This is a genomic window from Solwaraspora sp. WMMD406 (assembly GCF_029626025.1).
Lineage (GTDB): Bacteria > Actinomycetota > Actinomycetes > Mycobacteriales > Micromonosporaceae > Micromonospora_E.
Window position 1 is genome coordinate 3,126,102 of record NZ_JARUBF010000001.1, and the last position, 17,326, is coordinate 3,143,427.

Annotated in this window: 18 protein-coding genes and 2 pseudogenes; 11 read left to right on the forward strand and 9 right to left on the reverse strand. The window is 71.9% G+C overall.

Features of this window, described 5'->3' with window-relative positions; all coding sequences use genetic code 11:
- Positions 1 to 37: 37 nt before the first annotated feature.
- The gene (locus O7632_RS13995; protein ID WP_278114640.1) at positions 38 to 913 is read right to left on the reverse strand and encodes a deoxyribonuclease IV; all 876 of its coding nucleotides are present in this window, start codon (positions 911 to 913) and stop codon (positions 38 to 40) included.
- Positions 914 to 915: 2 nt separating this feature from the next.
- On the reverse strand, positions 916 to 3,033 hold the full coding sequence (locus O7632_RS14000; RefSeq protein WP_278114642.1) for a Stk1 family PASTA domain-containing Ser/Thr kinase: 2,118 nt from the start codon (positions 3,031 to 3,033) through the stop codon (positions 916 to 918).
- Positions 3,034 to 3,192: 159 nt separating this feature from the next.
- Here O7632_RS14000 and O7632_RS14005 point away from each other — a divergent pair, with 159 nt between their 5' ends.
- The 5 genes and pseudogenes from O7632_RS14005 to O7632_RS32230 all read left to right on the forward strand — a co-directional run.
- Positions 3,193 to 3,600: an Rv2175c family DNA-binding protein gene (locus O7632_RS14005; RefSeq protein ID WP_347403574.1), complete on the forward strand. Its 408-nt coding sequence runs from the start codon at positions 3,193 to 3,195 to the stop codon at positions 3,598 to 3,600.
- 5 nt (positions 3,601 to 3,605) lie between these two features.
- Complete coding sequence (locus O7632_RS14010) at positions 3,606 to 4,097, forward strand: lycopene cyclase domain-containing protein (protein ID WP_278114643.1); 492 nt, start codon at positions 3,606 to 3,608, stop codon at positions 4,095 to 4,097.
- On the forward strand, positions 4,094 to 4,474 hold the full coding sequence (locus tag O7632_RS14015; RefSeq protein WP_278114644.1) for a lycopene cyclase domain-containing protein: 381 nt from the start codon (positions 4,094 to 4,096) through the stop codon (positions 4,472 to 4,474). Before O7632_RS14010 ends, O7632_RS14015 begins: the two co-directional genes overlap by 4 nt.
- Positions 4,475 to 4,695: 221 nt before the next feature.
- A pseudogene (locus tag O7632_RS14020) lies at positions 4,696 to 5,904 on the forward strand (S8 family peptidase); the annotation flags it as partial.
- A gap of 27 nt (positions 5,905 to 5,931) precedes the next feature.
- Positions 5,932 to 6,639: pseudogene (locus O7632_RS32230) on the forward strand (Ig domain-containing protein); the annotation flags it as partial.
- Between the two features lie 95 nt (positions 6,640 to 6,734).
- Here O7632_RS32230 and O7632_RS14025 read toward each other — a convergent pair.
- A complete protein-coding gene (locus O7632_RS14025) occupies positions 6,735 to 7,817 on the reverse strand; it encodes a polyprenyl synthetase family protein (protein ID WP_278114646.1) in 1,083 nt (360 codons plus the stop codon).
- Between the two features lie 60 nt (positions 7,818 to 7,877).
- Here O7632_RS14025 and metF point away from each other — a divergent pair, with 60 nt between their 5' ends.
- Both metF and O7632_RS14035 read left to right on the forward strand, forming a co-directional pair.
- A complete protein-coding gene (gene metF, locus O7632_RS14030; RefSeq protein WP_278114648.1) occupies positions 7,878 to 8,795 on the forward strand; it encodes a methylenetetrahydrofolate reductase [NAD(P)H] in 918 nt (305 codons plus the stop codon).
- Positions 8,796 to 8,842: 47 nt separating this feature from the next.
- On the forward strand, positions 8,843 to 9,520 hold the full coding sequence (locus tag O7632_RS14035; RefSeq protein WP_278114649.1) for a CDP-alcohol phosphatidyltransferase family protein: 678 nt from the start codon (positions 8,843 to 8,845) through the stop codon (positions 9,518 to 9,520).
- 49 nt (positions 9,521 to 9,569) lie between these two features.
- On the opposite strand, the gene crtI is transcribed toward O7632_RS14035, so the two are convergent.
- Genes crtI through O7632_RS14065 form a run of 6 tightly spaced genes read right to left on the reverse strand, consistent with a single transcriptional unit; the run spans position 9,570 to position 14,965 of the window.
- On the reverse strand, positions 9,570 to 11,120 hold the full coding sequence (gene crtI / locus O7632_RS14040) for a phytoene desaturase family protein (protein WP_278114650.1): 1,551 nt from the start codon (positions 11,118 to 11,120) through the stop codon (positions 9,570 to 9,572).
- A 12-nt stretch (positions 11,121 to 11,132) separates the two neighbouring features.
- On the reverse strand, positions 11,133 to 12,335 hold the full coding sequence (locus tag O7632_RS14045; protein WP_278114652.1) for a glycosyltransferase family 2 protein: 1,203 nt from the start codon (positions 12,333 to 12,335) through the stop codon (positions 11,133 to 11,135).
- 30 nt (positions 12,336 to 12,365) lie between these two features.
- Complete coding sequence (locus O7632_RS14050) at positions 12,366 to 13,154, reverse strand: carotenoid biosynthesis protein (protein WP_278114654.1); 789 nt, start codon at positions 13,152 to 13,154, stop codon at positions 12,366 to 12,368.
- Positions 13,155 to 13,156: 2 nt separating this feature from the next.
- Positions 13,157 to 13,717, reverse strand: a complete 561-nt coding sequence (locus O7632_RS14055) for a GNAT family N-acetyltransferase (RefSeq protein ID WP_278114655.1) — start codon at positions 13,715 to 13,717, stop codon at positions 13,157 to 13,159.
- A 13-nt stretch (positions 13,718 to 13,730) separates the two neighbouring features.
- A complete protein-coding gene (locus tag O7632_RS14060) occupies positions 13,731 to 14,477 on the reverse strand; it encodes a monooxygenase (RefSeq protein ID WP_278114657.1) in 747 nt (248 codons plus the stop codon).
- Positions 14,474 to 14,965, reverse strand: coding sequence for a YbaK/EbsC family protein (locus O7632_RS14065; protein ID WP_278114659.1), 492 nt, complete (start codon positions 14,963 to 14,965; stop codon positions 14,474 to 14,476). Before O7632_RS14065 ends, O7632_RS14060 begins: the two co-directional genes overlap by 4 nt.
- Before the next feature lie 164 nt (positions 14,966 to 15,129).
- On the opposite strand from O7632_RS14065, the gene O7632_RS14070 reads away from it, so the two are divergent.
- The 4 genes from O7632_RS14070 (at position 15,130) to O7632_RS14085 (ending at position 17,048) form a co-directional block, all read left to right on the forward strand.
- Entirely contained in the window at positions 15,130 to 15,612 is a 483-nt protein-coding gene (locus O7632_RS14070; protein ID WP_278114660.1) for an NUDIX hydrolase, read from the forward strand.
- 24 nt (positions 15,613 to 15,636) lie between these two features.
- Positions 15,637 to 16,179: a GNAT family N-acetyltransferase gene (locus tag O7632_RS14075; protein WP_278114661.1), complete on the forward strand. Its 543-nt coding sequence runs from the start codon at positions 15,637 to 15,639 to the stop codon at positions 16,177 to 16,179.
- A 186-nt stretch (positions 16,180 to 16,365) separates the two neighbouring features.
- Positions 16,366 to 16,563 (forward strand): DUF397 domain-containing protein, encoded by a 198-nt coding sequence (locus O7632_RS14080; RefSeq protein WP_278114663.1) that lies wholly within the window; start codon positions 16,366 to 16,368, stop codon positions 16,561 to 16,563.
- A 191-nt stretch (positions 16,564 to 16,754) separates the two neighbouring features.
- The gene (locus O7632_RS14085) at positions 16,755 to 17,048 is read left to right on the forward strand and encodes a hypothetical protein (RefSeq protein WP_278114665.1); all 294 of its coding nucleotides are present in this window, start codon (positions 16,755 to 16,757) and stop codon (positions 17,046 to 17,048) included.
- The last annotated feature ends 278 nt before the right edge of the window (positions 17,049 to 17,326 follow it).

The following is a 17,326-nucleotide window of genomic DNA, read 5'->3' on the forward strand; positions in this document are numbered from 1 at the left end:
CTGAGGGACAAGGTCCCCAGTCAGGCCAGCTGAGCTGTCACGTCAGCTGCCGCAGGGTGGCGATGTCGGCGGCGTGCCCCAGGTGTTTCTCGGTCGGGGTTTCGACCAGCACCGGCACGCCGGCGGTCGCCGGGTGGGCCATCAGCTCGGCGAACGCGCCCATCCCGATGGCGCCCTTGCCGATCGTCTCGTGCCGGTCCCGGGTCGACCCGCACGGGTCGCGGGAATCGTTGGCGTGCACCAACCGCAGTCGATCCGCGCCGACCGCCGTGACCAGCGCGTCCAGAGTCGCCGTCATCCCGCCGGGGGCCGCAAGGTCGTGGCCGGCGGCCCAGGCGTGGCAGGTGTCGAAACAGACCCCCATCCGGGGATGCCAGTCGACCGCCGCCAGGTAGGGCTCCAGATGTTCGACCCGGGAGGCCAGTGACCGGCCGCCACCGGCGCTCGGCTCGACCAGCAGCATCGGCCCGTCCGCCGCGTCGGCCGCGTCCAGCAGGGGCAGCAGTGCTGCCCGTACCTGGCGCATCGCCGTATCGGCGTATCCGTCGTCGACCGCGCTGCCAGCGTGGAAGACCACCGCGTCGGCGCCGATCTCCCGGCCCCGGCGCAACGCGTGCTCCAGGGTGGCGGTGGACCGCTCGACGGTGGCGGCCGTCGGCGAGCCCAGATTCACCAGCAGCGAGGCGTGCACGTAGGCGGGCAGGCCACGGTCGGCACAGCCGTCGCGGAACGCGACGTCTTGCGCCGGGTCACCGTCGGGTAGCGCCCAACCGCGTGAGTTGCCGACGTACACCTGCACCACCTGCGAGCCGGCGGCGTCGGCGTACGGCAGCGCGGCCCGCGCCAGCCCGCCGGAGGTCGGCGTGTGCGACCCGATCAGCCGACCCGGGTCGACCTGGTTGTCTCCTGCCATCTTCAGAAGCAGCCGATCACGATCTCGGTCCCCGGTGGCACCTCGGATCCCTCGCCGGGGTTCTGGTACCGCACGGTGCCGTTGGGGTTGAAGTCGACGCGTACCGCGAAGCCCAAGGCCTGAAGCTGGCCGGCGGCGTCCTGACACGGAAGGTCGACGACGCGCGGCACCGCGATCGCCGGCGGTCCCTTGCTGACCTTGAGCTTGATCTCGGCGCCCTGCTCGGCACCGGCCCCGTCCGGCGGGTCCTGGTCGATCACCTGGTCCTTCGGCTTGTCCGAGTCCTCCGAGGCGACCAGCGGCTCCAGACCGAGTTCCTCGAGGATGCGCTGCGCCTCGTTCACGGTCAACCCGATCACGTTCGGCACGGTGATCGGCGCGCGGCCCTTGCTGACCGTCACCGTCACCAGATCGCCCGGTTTGACCTCGGTGCCGACCGGTGGATCGACGCTCAGCACCACCCCGGCCGGCAGGTTGTCGTCGTAGCGGTCAGGTGCCTGTTCGATGGTGAGCCGGGCCTTCTCCAGATCGACCTGCGCCAGGTCGAGCGTCTTGCCGACGACGTCGGGCACCTGGTAGCGCTCCGGACCCAGCGACAAGGTGAGCACGATCTCGCCGCCGCGCACGATCCGGCTGGTGGACGGCGGCTCCTGGGCCAGCACCAGATCGGCGGCGACGTTCTCGTCGTGGCGAGGGTCGGCGAACCGTACGGTGAACCCCTCCCGGGCCGCCACGGTCTGGGCGTCGGAACCGTTCAGGCTGACGAGGTCCGGCGCGGACGTGTAGCGGCCCGCGCCGAGCCACCAGCCGCCCAGCGCGACCACCAGGATCAGCGCCACCGCGCCGGCGATCGCGGTGGTCCTGGCCCGAGGATCGGTGGCGAGCCGCTCCCGTAGCCCACCCGATCCGCCACCGGCCCGGCCCGCCGAGCCGGCCCGCCGGCCCGCCGAGCCGGCCCGCCGACCGGTCGGTTCGGCCCGGCCGTCGTCGCCGCGTCGTCGCCCGGACCTGCCGTCACCGGCGCTGTGCACCACGGCCGGGCCGCCGGCCGCCGCCGAGCGGACCACGGTGCCCGGTGCCGCCCGTCGGCGCGGTGCCGCCTTGTCCCGCTTCTCCTTCGGCTCGGGCAGCCTGGCCCAGGACGGCCGTTGTGCCGGTTCGACCGCGGCCAGCGCCGTCGTGGGCTGTGCCACCTGACGCAGTACGGCGGTGTTCGCGCTGGCGTTGCCGAGATCGTCCCGGACCACCTGCACCTCGGACAGCAACGCGCCGGCGTCGGTGGGACGCTGACCGGGGTCCCGGCGGGTGGCCTGGACGACCAGGTCGTCGACCATCGCCGGTACGCCGGGCACCACCTGGGACGGCGGCGGGACGTCCTGGTCGACGTGCTGCCAGGCCACCTCCGCCGGGCGGTCGCCGTCGTAGGGGACCCGTCCGGTGAGCATCTCGAACAGCACGATCCCGGCCGAGTAGACGTCGGTCCTCGGGTCGGCGCGTCCCTCGGTCACCAGTTCCGGTGCCACGTACGCGACCGTCGCCATCAACTGCCCGCCATCGGCGGCGTCCGCGCTGGCCTCGACCGCCTGGGCCAGCCCGAAGTCGGCTACCTTGACCACACTGTCGATCAGGTTGCCGGAACCGCCGGTCGGCGCCTCGGCCACCAGCACGTTCTCGGGTTTGACGTCCCGATGCACCAGGCCGGCCCGGTGCGCGGCACCGATCGCGGCGAGCATCTGTTCGAGGATCGCCAACGCCTCGCCCGGGTTCAACCGTCGGCGCTGCGTCAGTACCTCGCGCAAGGTGCTGCCCCGGACGTACTCCATCACCAGGTACGGCAAGCCGTCGTGGGTGCCCTGGTCGTAGACGGCGACCACGTTCGGATGGGTGAGCCGGGCGATGGTCTTGGCCTCGTCGGTGAACCGGTCCAGGAATCCGGCGGACTGGCCGTGCGCGTCACGGGCCTGCGACGGATGAATGATCTTCAGTGCGACGGTGCGTTCCAGCCGCTCGTCGGTCGCGGTGTACACGGTCGCCATCCCGCCCCGTGCCACCCGGGTACGGATGCGGTACCGCCCGTCGATCAACGAGCCCAGCAGCGAGTCGGCGACCTGTGTGTCCATCGGCAGGCAGTCTATGCGGCCGGGACGTGGGGGTAGAACACCGATCGTGCCCGGTCCACCGAACCGGGCCAAACCGTTACCTGACCCGGGTGCCCGTCGGGTGGGCGTTCCGGCGGGGCGGCGTGGTCGGGCGTGGTCGGTACGTGGCAGGGTGGTGTGGTGACCGATCCCGCCTCCGCCGGAGCGCTACCTCCTGCCGCTGGCACCTCGCCCTCCGCCACCCACCTCGACGCGGCGGAGCCCGCCGAGTGGTTCACCTTGCCCGACGTCGCCGAGCGACTCGAGGTGTCGATCAGCAAGGTGCACCAGATGATCCGCGACCGCGAGTTGCTGGCTGTCCGCCGCGACGGTGTCCGGCGCGTACCGGCGGAACTCGTCGCCAACCGTACGGTGCGCAAGCACCTGCCGGGCATCCTCACCCTGCTGCACGACGCCGGCTTCTCGGACGAGGAGACGCTGCGCTGGCTGTACCGCCCGGACGACTCCCTGCCCGGCACCCCGGCGGCGGCGCTCGGTGGTGACCGCGCCCGCGAGGTCAAACGGCGCGCCCAGGCTGAAGGCTTCTGAGCACGATGTCCCGGCTGGCCTATCTCGGCGTACTCGCCGGGTGCCTGCTCGCCGCGCTCTGGCTGGAGCCGATCCTGCGGGTCAACGTGTTCCGTCGCTGGCGGCGGCTGCTGTTGACGCTGGTCCCGGTCGTGGTGGTCTTCGTCGCCTGGGACATCGCCGCGATCGCCGCCGGACACTGGACGTTCGACCCCGACCAGACGACCGGGGTGCTGCTGCCCGGCCGGTTGCCCCTCGACGAGTTGCTGTTCTTCGTGATCGTGCCGATCTGCGCCGTGCTCGGCTTCGAAGCGGTCCGCGCGGTGCGTACGCCGCCCGGGCGGCAACGTCTGCCGGGCGACCGCTGGTCCGCCGGCGACGAGGCGTCACCGGCGGCGTCACCGGCGGCGTCACCGGCGGAGGCGGCGGCGGAGGCGGCGGCTCCCGCCGGTGGGGACGGGACGTCGCCGCCCGGCGACGACGGGGCTTCGGCCGACCAGCGGCGGGCGGTCCGGTGAGCTACACCCTCGCCGCGATCTGCGGGGTGGTCGCCGCCGTGCTGTTGGATCTCGTGGTGCTGCGTACCCGACTGGTCCTGCGGGCGGTCTTCTGGGCCACCTATCCGATCATCGTCGGCTTCCAGCTGCTCTCCAACGGGATTCTGACCGGCCGCGACATCGTGCGGTACGACCCGGCGGCCATCATCGGGCTGCGGATCGCGTACGCCCCGGTCGAGGACCTGTTGTTCGGGTTCGCGCTGGTGTTGTGCACCTTGTCGGTGTGGGTCTGGCTCGGTCGGCGTGGTGTGCAACGCACCCCGGTCGCCGGCACCGGTGACTGGCTGCTGGCCTGGTTGCGCCACCGCCAGCGTCGCCGTTCATCGGATCACCGCTGACCTCGACCGTCGCTCGGCTCTCGTCGCCACCGCGGCGCTCGGCGCGCGTCCGCGCCGTGGAACGGGGTTTTGATCGATCGAGGTGTCCGAATTCATTTAAAAGGGCCAGAGTATAGGCACTTCTTATCGTTGATTTTGGCCACCTGATCGCTTAGCGTCAATGCCACGGTCGCGCGAGCCGGTCTGCCTGTCATGTCTTGCCCGAGGGAGAGATTTCTGCCATGGGAAAGGTTCATCCGATTCGCGTCCGGCGGCTCGCCGCCATCGGCACGGTCCTGGCGGCACTGGTGGCGTTCACCACCGTCGCCGCCACACCCGCGCAGGCCGTGTCCGGGATTCTCGGCACCAGCAATCCGGCGGCCATCAAAGACAGTTACATCGTCGTGTTCAAGGACGGTGAGATGCCCGCCCGTCGGGTCGACCAACTCACCGCCACCCTCGCCGGTCGCCACGGCGCCCGGGTCGACCACACCTACCGGCACGCGTTGCGCGGATTCGCCGGCAGGTTCAGCGAACGGGCCGCCCGGCTGCTGGCGGCCCACCCCGACGTCGCCTACGTCGAGCAGGACGGCGAGGTGCGCACCACCGCCACGCAGACCAATCCGCCGTCCTGGGGCCTCAACCGGATCGACCAGCGGAATCTGCCACTGGACAACGCCTACACCTATCCGAACACCGCGTCGAACGTCACCGCGTACATCATCGACACCGGAATCCGCACCACGCACGGCGACTTCGGCGGCCGCGCGGTGTGGGGCACCAACACCGTGGGCGGCAGCAACTCGGACTGCAACGGGCACGGCACCCACGTGGCCGGCACCGTCGGCGGCAACGCCTACGGAGTCGCCAAGTCGGTCCGGCTGATCGCGGTGAAGGTGCTCGACTGCGCCGGCAGCGGCTCGTTCGCCGCGGTGGCGGCCGGGGTCGACTGGGTGACCGGCCACCACACCTCCGGCCCGGCGGTGGCCAACATGAGCCTCGGTGGCTCCGGCAGCAACACCACCCTGGAGAACGCGGTCCGCCGCTCCATCGCCGACGGTGTCGTCTACGCGATCGCCTCCGGCAACTCCAGCTCCAACGCGTGCAACTTCACCCCGGCCCGGGTCGCCGAGGCGATCACCGTCAACGCCAGCGGCAGCAACGACGCCCGCGCCTCGTTCTCCAACTACGGCAGCTGCACCGACATCTTCGCCCCCGGCGTCAGCATCACCGCACCCTGGCACACCAGCGACAGCGCGACCAACACCATCAGCGGCACCTCGATGGCGGCACCGCACGTCGCCGGCGGTGCCGCGCTGATCCTGGGCGGCAACCCGGGTCTCACCCCCGCCCAGGTGGCGAGCACGATGGTCACCAACGCCACCCCCAACAAGATCACCAACCCGGGCAGCGGCTCGCCCAACCGGCTGCTGTTCGTCAACACCGGTGGCGGCACACCGGGTACGCCGTACGTGAACAACCCCGGCCACCAGAGCACCTCGCGGGGCGTCGCGACCAGCCTCCAGCTGACCGCCTCCGGCGGCACCGCGCCGTACACCTGGTCGGCCACCGGTCTGCCGGCCGGCCTGTCGATCAATGCCTCGACCGGACTCGTCTCGGGCTCACCGAGCACCGTCAGCACGTACGCCGTGACGGTGACCGCCCGCGACGCCGCCAGCCGGACCGCCACCGCCTCGTTCAGCTGGACGATCACCCAGAACCTGGACGGCACCTACGCCTGCTCGGTGCCGGCCGGTTACACCTACGACCAGGTGGTCCGCCAGCTCAACGTGTGCAGCCCCGGCAATTTCGCCAACAGTTACCGTATTCGCGCACCCCGGGACAACATCTACACGTGTACGGTGCCGTCCGGGTTCACCTACGATCAGGTGTCCAACCAGCTGAACGTGTGCAGTCCGAGCAATTTCGCCAACAGTTACCGTATTCGCGCACCCCGGGACAACATCTACACCTGTACGGTGCCGTCCGGGTTCACCTACGATCAGGTGTCCAACCAGCTCAATGTGTGCAGTCCGAGCAATTTCGCCAACAGTTATCGGATCCGGGTGCCGGTGGTCGGTCTCTGGGCCTGCACCGTACCGTCCGGATTCAGCTACGACCAGGTGCGCAACCAGCTCAACGTCTGTAGTCCGAGCAATTTCGCCAACAGCTACCGGCTGAGCTGACCGTCCACCGGCTGAGTCGTTCGTCAGAGCGAGATCAGACCGGGATAAGAGCGGATCAGACCGGGATCAGACCGGGACCAGTCGCACCGGCGGCGTCAGCCGGTGCGACTGGTCGCCGCCGTCGCCAACTCGACCAGCACCTGGCGGGCCAGCGGGTCGACGGCGGCCGGTTCCAACGCGGCCAGCGCCCGTTCGGTCAACTCGGCGATCCGGGCCTCGGTGAGCGCCAACGCGCCGCTGGCCACGATCAGCTCCCGTAGTTCGGCGATGCCGTCGGGGTCGAGCGCCGGGTCACCGAGCCGGCGGTCCAGCACCGCGCGAGCGGCGGCCCCGCTGGCCTGGTAGGCCGACGCCACCAGATAGGTCCGCTTGCCTTCCCGCAGGTCGTCGCCGGCCGGCTTGCCGGTCCGCGCGGGATCGCCGAACACGCCCAGCACGTCGTCGCGTAGCTGGAACGCCTCGCCGAGCGGCAACCCGTATGCCGAGTAGGCGTGGGCCAGCGGCGGTGGCGCGTCGGCCAGCGCGGCACCCAGCAGCAGCGGGCGTTCGACCGTGTACTTCGCCGACTTGTACCGGGCGACCTGACTCGCCCGCTCGACCGAGGTGTCGGCGGTGTACTGGGTGAGCACGTCCAGGTACTGCCCGATGGTCACCTCGGTGCGCATCTCGTCGAACACCGGCCGGGCCCGCCGGAGCATCTCGGCGTCCAGGCCCGCGCCGTGCAGCACCTCGTCCGACCAGACCAGGCACAGGTCACCCAGCAACACCGCCGCCGCGCTGCCGAAGTCGTGGGCCGAGCCGCGCCAACCGGACCGCTGGTGCTGTGCGGCGAACCGGCGGTGGATCGCCGGCTCACCGCGACGGGTGTCCGAACCGTCCATCAGATCGTCGTGGATCAAGGCGCTGGCCTGGACCAGCTCCAACGCGGCCAACGCCGACACCACCGCCGCGTCGTCGGGTCCGCCGGCACCCCGATAGCCCCAGTAGCCGAACGCGGGACGCAGCCGCTTGCCCCCGCCCAGCACGAAATCCTCGATCGCGGCGGCCACCGGCCGCAGCGCCTCGTCGACGTCGACCAGCCAGCGCCGCCGCCGCTGGAAGAACTCGGCCAGCGCGTGATCGACACGCTGGCGTAGATCGGCCTGGTCGGTCGGGGCCACGGCCGTGCTCTCTGCCACCCCATGACGCTATCGGCTGGCCGGTGCCGCTGTCGCACGCCACCCGGTACAGTCACAGGTGTGGCTCTCGGTCTACCGTCCGTACTCCCCGGCTCGCAGCCGTCGATCGGGGACCTGATCCGCGACGCGGCGCCGACGTTCTCGTTCGAGTTCTTTCCGCCCAAGACCCCGGCCGGTGAGCGCCTCCTCTGGCAGGCGATCCGCGAGCTGGAGCCGTTGCGGCCGTCCTTCGTGTCGATCACCTACGGTGCCGGCGGCACCACCCGCGACACCACCGTGGATCTGACCGAACGGATCGCCACCGAGACCACGCTGCTGCCGATGGCGCACCTGACCGCTGTCAACCATTCCGTCGCCGAGCTGCGCAACGTCATCGGTCGGCTGGCCAGCGTCGGGGTCCGCAACGTCCTCGCCGTCCGGGGCGACCCGCCCGGGGACCCGACCGGGGAGTGGATCGCCCATCCCGAGGGCGTGCGCTACGCCGAGGACCTGGTGCGGCTGGTACGCAGTTCCGGCGACTTCAGCGTCGGCGTGGCCGCCTTTCCGTACAAGCATCCCCGGTCGCCGGACATCGCGACCGACACCGACTACTTCATCCGCAAGTGCCGGGCCGGTGCCGATTTCGCGATCACTCAGATGGTCTTCGACGCTGACGACTATCTGCGGTTGCGCGACCGGGTCGCGGCGGCCGGCTGCGACACGCCGATCCTGCCGGGCGTGATGCCGGTGACCAAGCTGGCCACCATCGAGCGTTCCGAACAACTCTCCGGTGCCCCGTTCCCACCGGCCCTGGCCGCCCAGTTCGCCCGGGTCGCCGACGACGAGGAAGCGGTCGCCCGACTCGGCGTCGAGCAGGCCAACCGGCTGTGCCAGCGGCTGCTCGACGAGGGTGTGCCCGGCATCCACTTCATCACCATGAACCGGTCGACCGCCACCCGTGAGGTGTGGCTCACCGTCGCGGCCTCCGCCCGGGTGTGATCCGCACGTCCCCGCCACCCGTACCGCCGCGGCGCGGTTGAGCTGTCGTGGAGACCAGGCTCAACTGGCAGGACTACGCCGTCACCTGGGCGCGGTTGCACGGTGGCTTCGACCCACGGACCGCGACCCCGGTGGTGCGCTACTGGCTGCGTGGCGCGCATGCCATCGCCGACCTGCTCGGCCGGCTCGGCGTCGGCCCGACGGCGGTGACCGTGGCCGGTGTGGTGCTGTGTCTGGGCGTGCCGGTGCTCGCCCCACGCGGCGGGTACGGGCTGCTCGGCGCCGCTGCCCTGGTGCTGCTGGCCGCCGTGGCCGACACCGTCGACGGTGCCCTCGCGGTCGTCACCGGGCGGACCAGCCGGCTCGGCTACGTCTACGACTCGATCGCCGACCGGGCGGGCGAGGCGTTCTGGCTGCTCGGCTTCTGGCTGGCGGGGGCACCCGGCCCGTTGGTCGTCGCCGCCGGAGCCCTGTCCTGGCTGCACGAGTACCTGCGGGCCAGAGCAGCCGCGGCCGGGATGCGCGAGATCGGGGCGGTGACCGTCGGGGAACGTCCGACCCGGGTCAGCGCGGCGCTGGTCGGTCTGCTGCTCGCCGGGCTCGCCGCACTCGTCGCGTCCGACCTCGCCGCCGGGGTGCTCACCGTGGTCACGGCGGTGTGGGTGCTGCTCGGCCTGTTCGGGCTGACCCAGTTGCTGACCGCCGTCCGCCGGACCCTGGCCTGAGCTCCGCCGGACCCTCGCCTGAGCGTCGCAGAACCCTGGCTTGAGCCGGTCACCGACCGGCGGGACCGATCCGGTCGGCGACGATCTGCGCGGAGAGGGTGACCATCGGCAGCCCGCCACCGGGATGCACTGAACCGCCGACCAGGAACAGCCCGGCGGCCGGCCCCCGGTTGGCCGGTCGCAGCAGACCGCCGGCGGTGCCGTAGATCGCACCACCCGGCGCGCCGGTCGCCGCGTCCAGATCCGCCGGGGTGCGCACCTCCCGGAACACCACCCGGTCGCGTACGTCGACACCCCGCTCGGCGAGCACCCGCAGCACCTGGTCGGCGTAGGCGTCGGCCAGCCCGGCCCGGCGCCAGTCGACCCCGCCGAGCGACAGATCCTGCCGGGCCGCGTTGACCAGCACGAACCACGCCTCGTGTCCGTCGGGTCGGGCTGCCGGGTCGTCGGCCACGGTCACGAACACCGTCGGATCGGCCGCCGGCCGCGCCGGCCGGCCCCGGCCCGCAGCCCCGAACACCGCGTCGAACTCGGCGTCGTAGTCGCGCGGGAAGAACACCGTGTGGTGGGCCAGTTCGGGGGTGTGGCCGCGTACCCCCAGCAGCAGCACGAACCCACCGAGGCTGCGGTCGGTCAGCCGGGCCAGCCGGCGGGCGTCCGGTAGCAGCTCCCGGTAGACCCGCAGCGCGTCCACGTTGGCCACCACGACGTCGGCCGGGACCGGCCGGGCCTCTCCGGCGACCCGTACCCCGTGGACCCGGCCGCCGGCGGCGTCGATCGCGGTCACCGTCGACCCGGTCCGGACGACCACCCCCAGATCGAGGCAGCGGGAGAGCAGCGCGTCACCGAGCGCGCCCAGTCCACCTCGGACGTACCAGCCGCCGAAGGTCAGCTCGGCGTAGCAGACGGCCAGCAGCGCGGCCGGTGCCCGACGTGGATCGGCGCCGGTGTAGGTGGCGTAGCGTTCCAGCAGCGTCCGCAGGCGATGGTCGCCCACTTCGCGGCGCAGCACCCCGCGCAGGGTCCGCCCGGGTGCGATCGCCGCGAGATCACCGAGCCGGTGGGCCAGTCGCGCCACCGCCAACGGCGAACCGACCTCCCGACGCAAGATGTCCCGCCAGGACGCGTCCCAGATCCGGCCGGCCCGCCGCCAGACCCGCCGCCAGTCGTCGGCCGCGCGGTCGCCGAAGGCCGCCGCGACGCGTTCGGCGAAGACAGCCGGATCGGTGCACGAGTCCAGCCAGCTGGCGTCGCCGCCCGCGCCGGATCCCGAGCCGCCGGCCGAGTCGGATCCGCTACCGCCGTCCGATCCCGGGAACCGGTGCCGCACGATCGGGTCCAACGGCACCAGGTCGAGGACCTTCTCCAGCGGTTCGCCGGTGGAGTCGAACAGGTCGGCGAAGACCTGCGGCAGCGTCAACAGGCTCGGCCCGGTGTCGAAGGTGAAGACGCCCTCGGCGGTCAGCCGCGACCAGCGGGCCAGCTTGCCGCCCACGGTGTCGGCGCGCTCGATGACTGTGACGTCGTGACCGGCGGCGGCGAGCCGCATCGCGCTGGCCAACCCGCCCACCCCGGCACCGATCACCACGACCCGGCTCATCGTCGTCTCCTCCTACGGACCTGCGGTTGGCGGCATGGTCACCGGTCGGCCGCGCCACGACAGGCGTCGCCGGTTGCGCAGATGGTAAGACCGGATCACGAGCCAGCCGAGCAGCGCGACCGAGACCGGGTGTGCCAATCCGTCCGGCCAGCCGCGCCCGCCGGTGGCCCGGGCGGCGACGACCCGGCCGGCGACACCGAGGGCGTACCCGGTGAACCCGGCCCCGACCAGGCCGGCGGCGGGCCCGGCCGGCCCGAGCCCGGTGACCAGCGCGCCCAGTCCGGTCAGCGCCAGCAGCAGCGGCAGGACGTACAACGTCGTCAGCGCGCCGACGACGGCGGCCGCGCCGATCGGGGACGGCAGCGACGCCCACAGCGACTTGGTGTAGCCGGCCGACAGTTCCCGCCACGACCCGTACATCCGGCAGTCGGCCAGGCCGGAGCCGTCGGCCAGGGCGATCCGGCCACCGGTGCGTTTGACCGCCCGGGCCAGCCCGATGTCCTCCAGCACCTGGTCACGGACGGCGGCGTGCCCGCCGGCCCGCCGGTACGCGGCCCGGTCGACCACCAGGAACTGCCCACCGGCGGCAGCCAGCGACGTCCGTGGCGAACGCTCCATCGCCCGCAACGGCAGGAAGGTCAGCCAGGTCCACTGCAGCAACGGCTGGACCAGACGCTGCCCGGCCCCGTCGGCCACGATCCGGGGGTACGGGCTGAGCAGCTGCGCCGGCACCGCCCGCAGGGTTCGCACCGCGGCCGCGACCGCGTGCGGCGCGAGGACGACGTCGGCGTCGACGAACACGAGTACGCCGCCCGCCCGGCCCGGTGCCGTCGCGGCCTCGGCCAGTTGGTGGCAGGCGTGCGGCTTGCCCAGCCAACCGGGCGGCGGCTCGACACCGGTCAGCAGCCGGACCCGGGGGTCGGCGCCGGCCACGTCGGCGACCACGTCGGCGGTGCCGTCGCTCGATCCGTCGTCGAGCACGACGATCTCCCAGTCGGCCAGCTGCCGCTGGGCGCGCAGCGCCCGCAGGCACGGCGTCACCCGGTCGGCCTCGTCGCGCAGCGGCAGCAGGATCGACACCGGTTCGGTGACGTCGTCGTGGGCGGCCGACACCGGCCGGCGCAACCAGCGGGTGGCGTTGACCACGGTCAGCCCGGTCAGCCCGGCGAGGACCGCGACGACGCCGACGGCGACGGCGACGGTCCACCCGTTCACGCCCGCCACCCGTTCACGCCCGCCACCGGCTCAGCTGGTGCGGCGGGCACGCGTCAGCGCCACCGTCAGCGGGACCGCGACCAGACCCATGCCCAGCGCACCCCAGCCGGCGGACGCGGGCAGACCGAGGAAGACCGCGTGGGCCAGGACACTGGCCAGGTACGTCCACAGGTACAACGCGTACATCGGGGCGTCGGTGGACCCTGCCGGCCGGCGGGCGGGAGACCCGGCGGTGAGGTGCAGCAGCGCCATCATCGTCACCGCCACGACCAGCCAGCCGAGGTAGTTGCCGACCGGGATGTCTGGCACGCCGGGCAGGGCCAGCGAGGTGTCCTGCCAGGTCCAGTGGCCTTCGGCGACCATCTGCGGGTCCAGGAACAGGTCCCAGCTGGCCAGGCCCACTCCGGCGACCACGATCCGGGCCAGCGTCCCGCCGCGCGAGCGGGCCGCCCGGGTCAGCCGTACCGCCACCAGCCACGCCGGCCACGCCATCCAGGTCCAGGCCAGCGGGATCACCACCGGTACGCCGAGCAGCTTCGGACCGAGGGTGCCGGCATAGTCGTACCCACCGAACGGGAACCCGGTCGCCACCCCGCAGGCCTCGACAGCCAGACCGCCGCCGGTGGTCACCACCAGCACCGCGACGGCAGTACGGAGACCCCGGGTGAGCAGCGCGTGGGTCATCGACAGCAGGAAACCGACCGCGACCGTGGCGACGGTCAGCGCGGCCCGGGTCGTACCCGAGGTGAGCGGATAGCCGATCTGGGCCAGCACCAGCAGCACCAGCAGTGTCCACGGCAGCGCCCGCCGTACGGTCACGGCTACCGACCGGCGGCGTCGGGCGGGGGCAGCGGCAGGGTCCGCCCGAGTACGGCGAAGGCCCGCTCGTCGCCGGGGAAGTGGAAGTCCCGCAGGAGGTCGACGAAACCGAAGCGCCGGTACAGCCGCCAGGCCCGGGACCGCTGCTCGTCGGCCTCCGGGGTGGACAGCAACGTGGTCGCGCCGTCGGCTTGGGCGAGCAGGGTACGCAGTTGGTGCGCGCCGATTCCGTGGCCCTGCGCCTGCGGCCGGACGTGCAACTCGACCACCTCGAAGCAGTCGGTCAGCCAGATCCGCCGGTCGGGCCGGCTCAGCGCGCCGCGTACCTGATCGTGCCACCACTGGCCGGCGGCCGAGTGGTAGCCGTAGCCGAAGCCGGCGAGTTGGCCGTCGGTGGTGAGGGTGGCCACGGCCCGGAAACCGGGCCGCCGGACGTGGGTGGCGATGTAGCCGCGGCGGACCTCCAGCAGCTCGGACCGGTAGTTCATCGCCTCGCCGTATACGCTCACCACGTCGTCGAGCCGCCGGAGCAGGTCGTCGGGCAGCCATGGCAACAGCCTCATCGGTGCCCGTTCCTCATGTCCTGCCAGCACCGCATGCTCCGTCCTCGTCCTCGTCTGCGCCGTCCCAGCCCAGCACGGTGCGGTCGCCGACGATGTCGAGCACCTCGAACCGGGCGAACAGCTCCTCGGCGTACCAGCGTCGCACCGGGGTCTGGGCGATCGCCGCCCGGTGCTGCGGGTGACGGTACGCGAACCGGGTGAGGTCCGCCGTACTGCGCCACAGGGAAATGGTGCCCTGCCAACCGATCGGCGCCTCACCGATGCCGAACCGGCAGTACAGCCCGTCTGCGTCGCGCAGGGCGGCGGCGACCGGGGCGATGGAACGCCAGAACGTCACCGCCCGGGTTGGTCGCAGCCGGGCCCGGGTCAACGCCAGGACCGGCTGATCGGCGGCGACCCGCCGACCGTGCGGGGCACCGAACGGTTCCACCCCCGACCAGCGGCCGTGGCTGACGATCGGCCGTAGCTCGACCCGGACCTGGGCCTGGGCGATCCGCCGCCAGGCCCGACCGACCGGGCTGGCGTCGAAACCCGTGGCGGCGGCGGGGTCGTCCCACGCCACCACGGCCGACCAGCGCAGCGGATCGGCGTCGGTCGGGCCGAATCCGGTGCCGGTTCCGGTGCCGAGCAGCTTGGCGAACCCCACCCCGGGGGTACGGCGTAGCCGCCGCGCGTCCAGCGCCATCCGGGGCGGCGCGCGGAGCAGCCGCCGGCGGGGCAGCCGCCAGACGTGCAGGGTGACCAGGTCGGGGACGTTCACGCGACGGTGGCGGCGGTCCCGGCGGTGATCCGCAGCAGCTCGGCGTAGGTGGTCGGGAAGACCGCGCGCGGCACCCCGCCGGCCGCCCAGACCTCCGGGTACTGCCGCAAAGCGGTGTCGACCAGGGTACGGACCGGCTTGGGGTGCCCGATCGGGGCGACGCCACCGATGGGTTGCCCGGTGTGTTCCCGGACGAACTCCGGGGTGGCCCGGCGCAGCGCGGTGACGCCCAGTTCGGCGGCGACCTTGGCGGTGTCCACCCGGTGCGCGCCGGAGGTGAGCACCAGCAGCGGTTCGCCGTCCGCGTCGAAGATCAACGAGTTGGCGATCTGGCCGACCTCGACGTCGAGCGCGGCGGCGGCCGCCGCCGCCGTGTGTACGGCGTCCGGCAGCAGCTGCACCTTGGCGGCCGCGCCGGAACCGTCCCGGGCCCGGGCCGCCTCCAGCGCGTACTGCACCGCCTGCACGTTCGGGTGTGTCTTCTGCATCCTCCCATCTTGCTCGCCGTCCCGGTCGCGCCGCCGCCGGGCTCACCTTGGTGCCGGTCGCCAGCGGCACCGGCCCGATCGACTGGCCCGGCCAGCGGTGGTTTCGCCACTTATATGCTGCTTAGTACGAGATCACGGCGGAGTTCAACGCAGAGGAGTCGAGCATGCCTGGTTACCGGATGCGGGTGGCCGCCTACGCGGTCTGTGTCGACGAGGGGCAGCTACTGCTCGCCCGGTTCGTCTCGCCGGGGGGTACCCGGCGACACTGGACGCTGCCGGGCGGCAAGGTCGAACACGGCGAGGATCCGGTGGACGCGGTGGTCCGGGAGGTGGCCGAGGAGACCGGCTACCAGGTCGAGGTGGAGTCGCTGCTCGGCGTGGATTCCCGTACCGTGCCCGCGCAGCGGCGGCTACCCGGCCGGGTGGAGCGGCACAACCTGGGAGTCTTCTACCGGGTCCGGGTCGTCGCCGGCGCGTTGCGGCCCGAAGTCGGCGGCTCCACCGACCTGGCCGAGTGGGTGCCGCTGACGCAGGTGCCGCAGCTGACCAGGGCGGTGATCATCGACGTGGGCCTGGAGCTCGACCGGACCCGCCCGCCCAGCGGACATGTCGCCCCGGTCCAGGTACACGGACTGCTGCGGCACTAGGTCCAGCACGCGCTAGAGTGCCGCATGGCCGAGTTGACCACGCGACGGCTGCTACTGCGACACTGGCGCGAGTCCGACCTGGAGCCCTGGGCGGCGATGAACGCCGACCCGCGGGTACGAGAGTACTTTCCCGGCCTGGCGACCCGGGAACAGAGCGCCGCCGTGATGGCCCGCTGTCAGGCCGGCCTGGAGCAGCGCGGCTGGGGCTGGTGGGCGGTCGAGGTGGGCGACACCGGCGAGTTCATCGGCATGACCGGGCTGGACCCGGTGGACGCCAACATGCCGTTCGACGGCGTCGAGATCGGCTGGCGGCTGCGCCGCGACGCCTGGGGCCACGGGTACGCGACCGAAGCAGCCCGCGCCTGCCTGGCGTACGGCTTCGACCGCCTCGGCCTGTCGGAGATCGTGGCGTTGACCGCCGTCGGCAACCTGCGGTCGCAGGCGGTGATGCGCCGGATCGGGATGACCCGCGACCCGGACGGCGACTTCGATCACCCGAACGTCCCCGACGGCCCGGTGCGCCGTCACGTGCTCTTCCGGATCCAGGCCCCGCCGCGCACACACTGACCACGAAGGCCACGGCCAGGCCTTGGCTGGTCCGACCGGACCGTTTTCTCAGACCTCACTCCAGAGTGTTGAATGGATCATGCTTTCCTGATCGAATCACCTGGTGGACGTCAATATGTGGATCAAGGCCTTCAAAGCGGCCAGGCCTTGGCTGGTCCGACCGGACCACTTTCCGAGAACTCCACTATGAGCGGTACGAGTGTGACACCACGGTGGCGTACCTCGACCCGATCCGGCAACGGCGGCAACACCTGCGTCGAGGTCGCCGACAATCTCCCCGGTCGGGTGCTGGTCCGCGACAGCAAGGACATCGCTGGCCCGGTGCTCACCTTCGGCTCGATCGCCTGGTCGGCCTTCGTGACCAAGTTGACCGCCGCCCACTGACCGCCGCCCTCGATCCGACCCGGCCACCGTTCCACGATCACGACGATCTTGCGCTTATCGAGAAGATGTCGGCACTTCTGTTGAGTTGGGTTCACGTGCCCTGAGCTGGGGTTCTACCTCTCTGTGGTACGTGTGGCGCGGTAGCACAGCACCAACAATCGAGGAAACCTCGGATCTCCCGGAGTGCTGCCGTGTCGCTTGTGGAACGCTTCCCAACGTTGCCCGAACTGGCTACCCACCTACGCCCGTCCTCCGCCGAGGGCACGATCAAGACCTACCGGGATGCGCTCGCGTCGTTCCTGGCCTTCCTGGTGGCGGGCGCGCACCAGGTGGCGACCCCGGCCGACGTGCGGCGCTCCCACGTCGAACAGTGGCAAGCCGATCTGATCGACCAGGGCCGCGCGACGGCTACCCGGATCGCGCGCCTGAAGACGGTGAGGCGTTCTACGGGTGGATGGTGGAGGAGTCCGCAGACTCCGGGGTGACGGTCAACCCGGCGGGCAGCGTGCCGCTGCTTGCCGAGGCTGACCCCGAGGCGTAACAAACCTGCCGCGCCCGGTCAGCGACGGCGTCGGGAAGCCGCCACCCGGGCCGGGGAACTGGACGCTGCCGAGCAAGCTGCCGTGCTGGCGCTCCGGTCTGACCGAGTCCGGACCCCGGCGGACATCGAGCGCGCGTACGAGGTCGTCAACCGCTGCCAGTGCCACTTCATCGAACGGTAGCGCTGCCAAGCGGTGGTGTCGCGCCGACGAGACATAGCTAG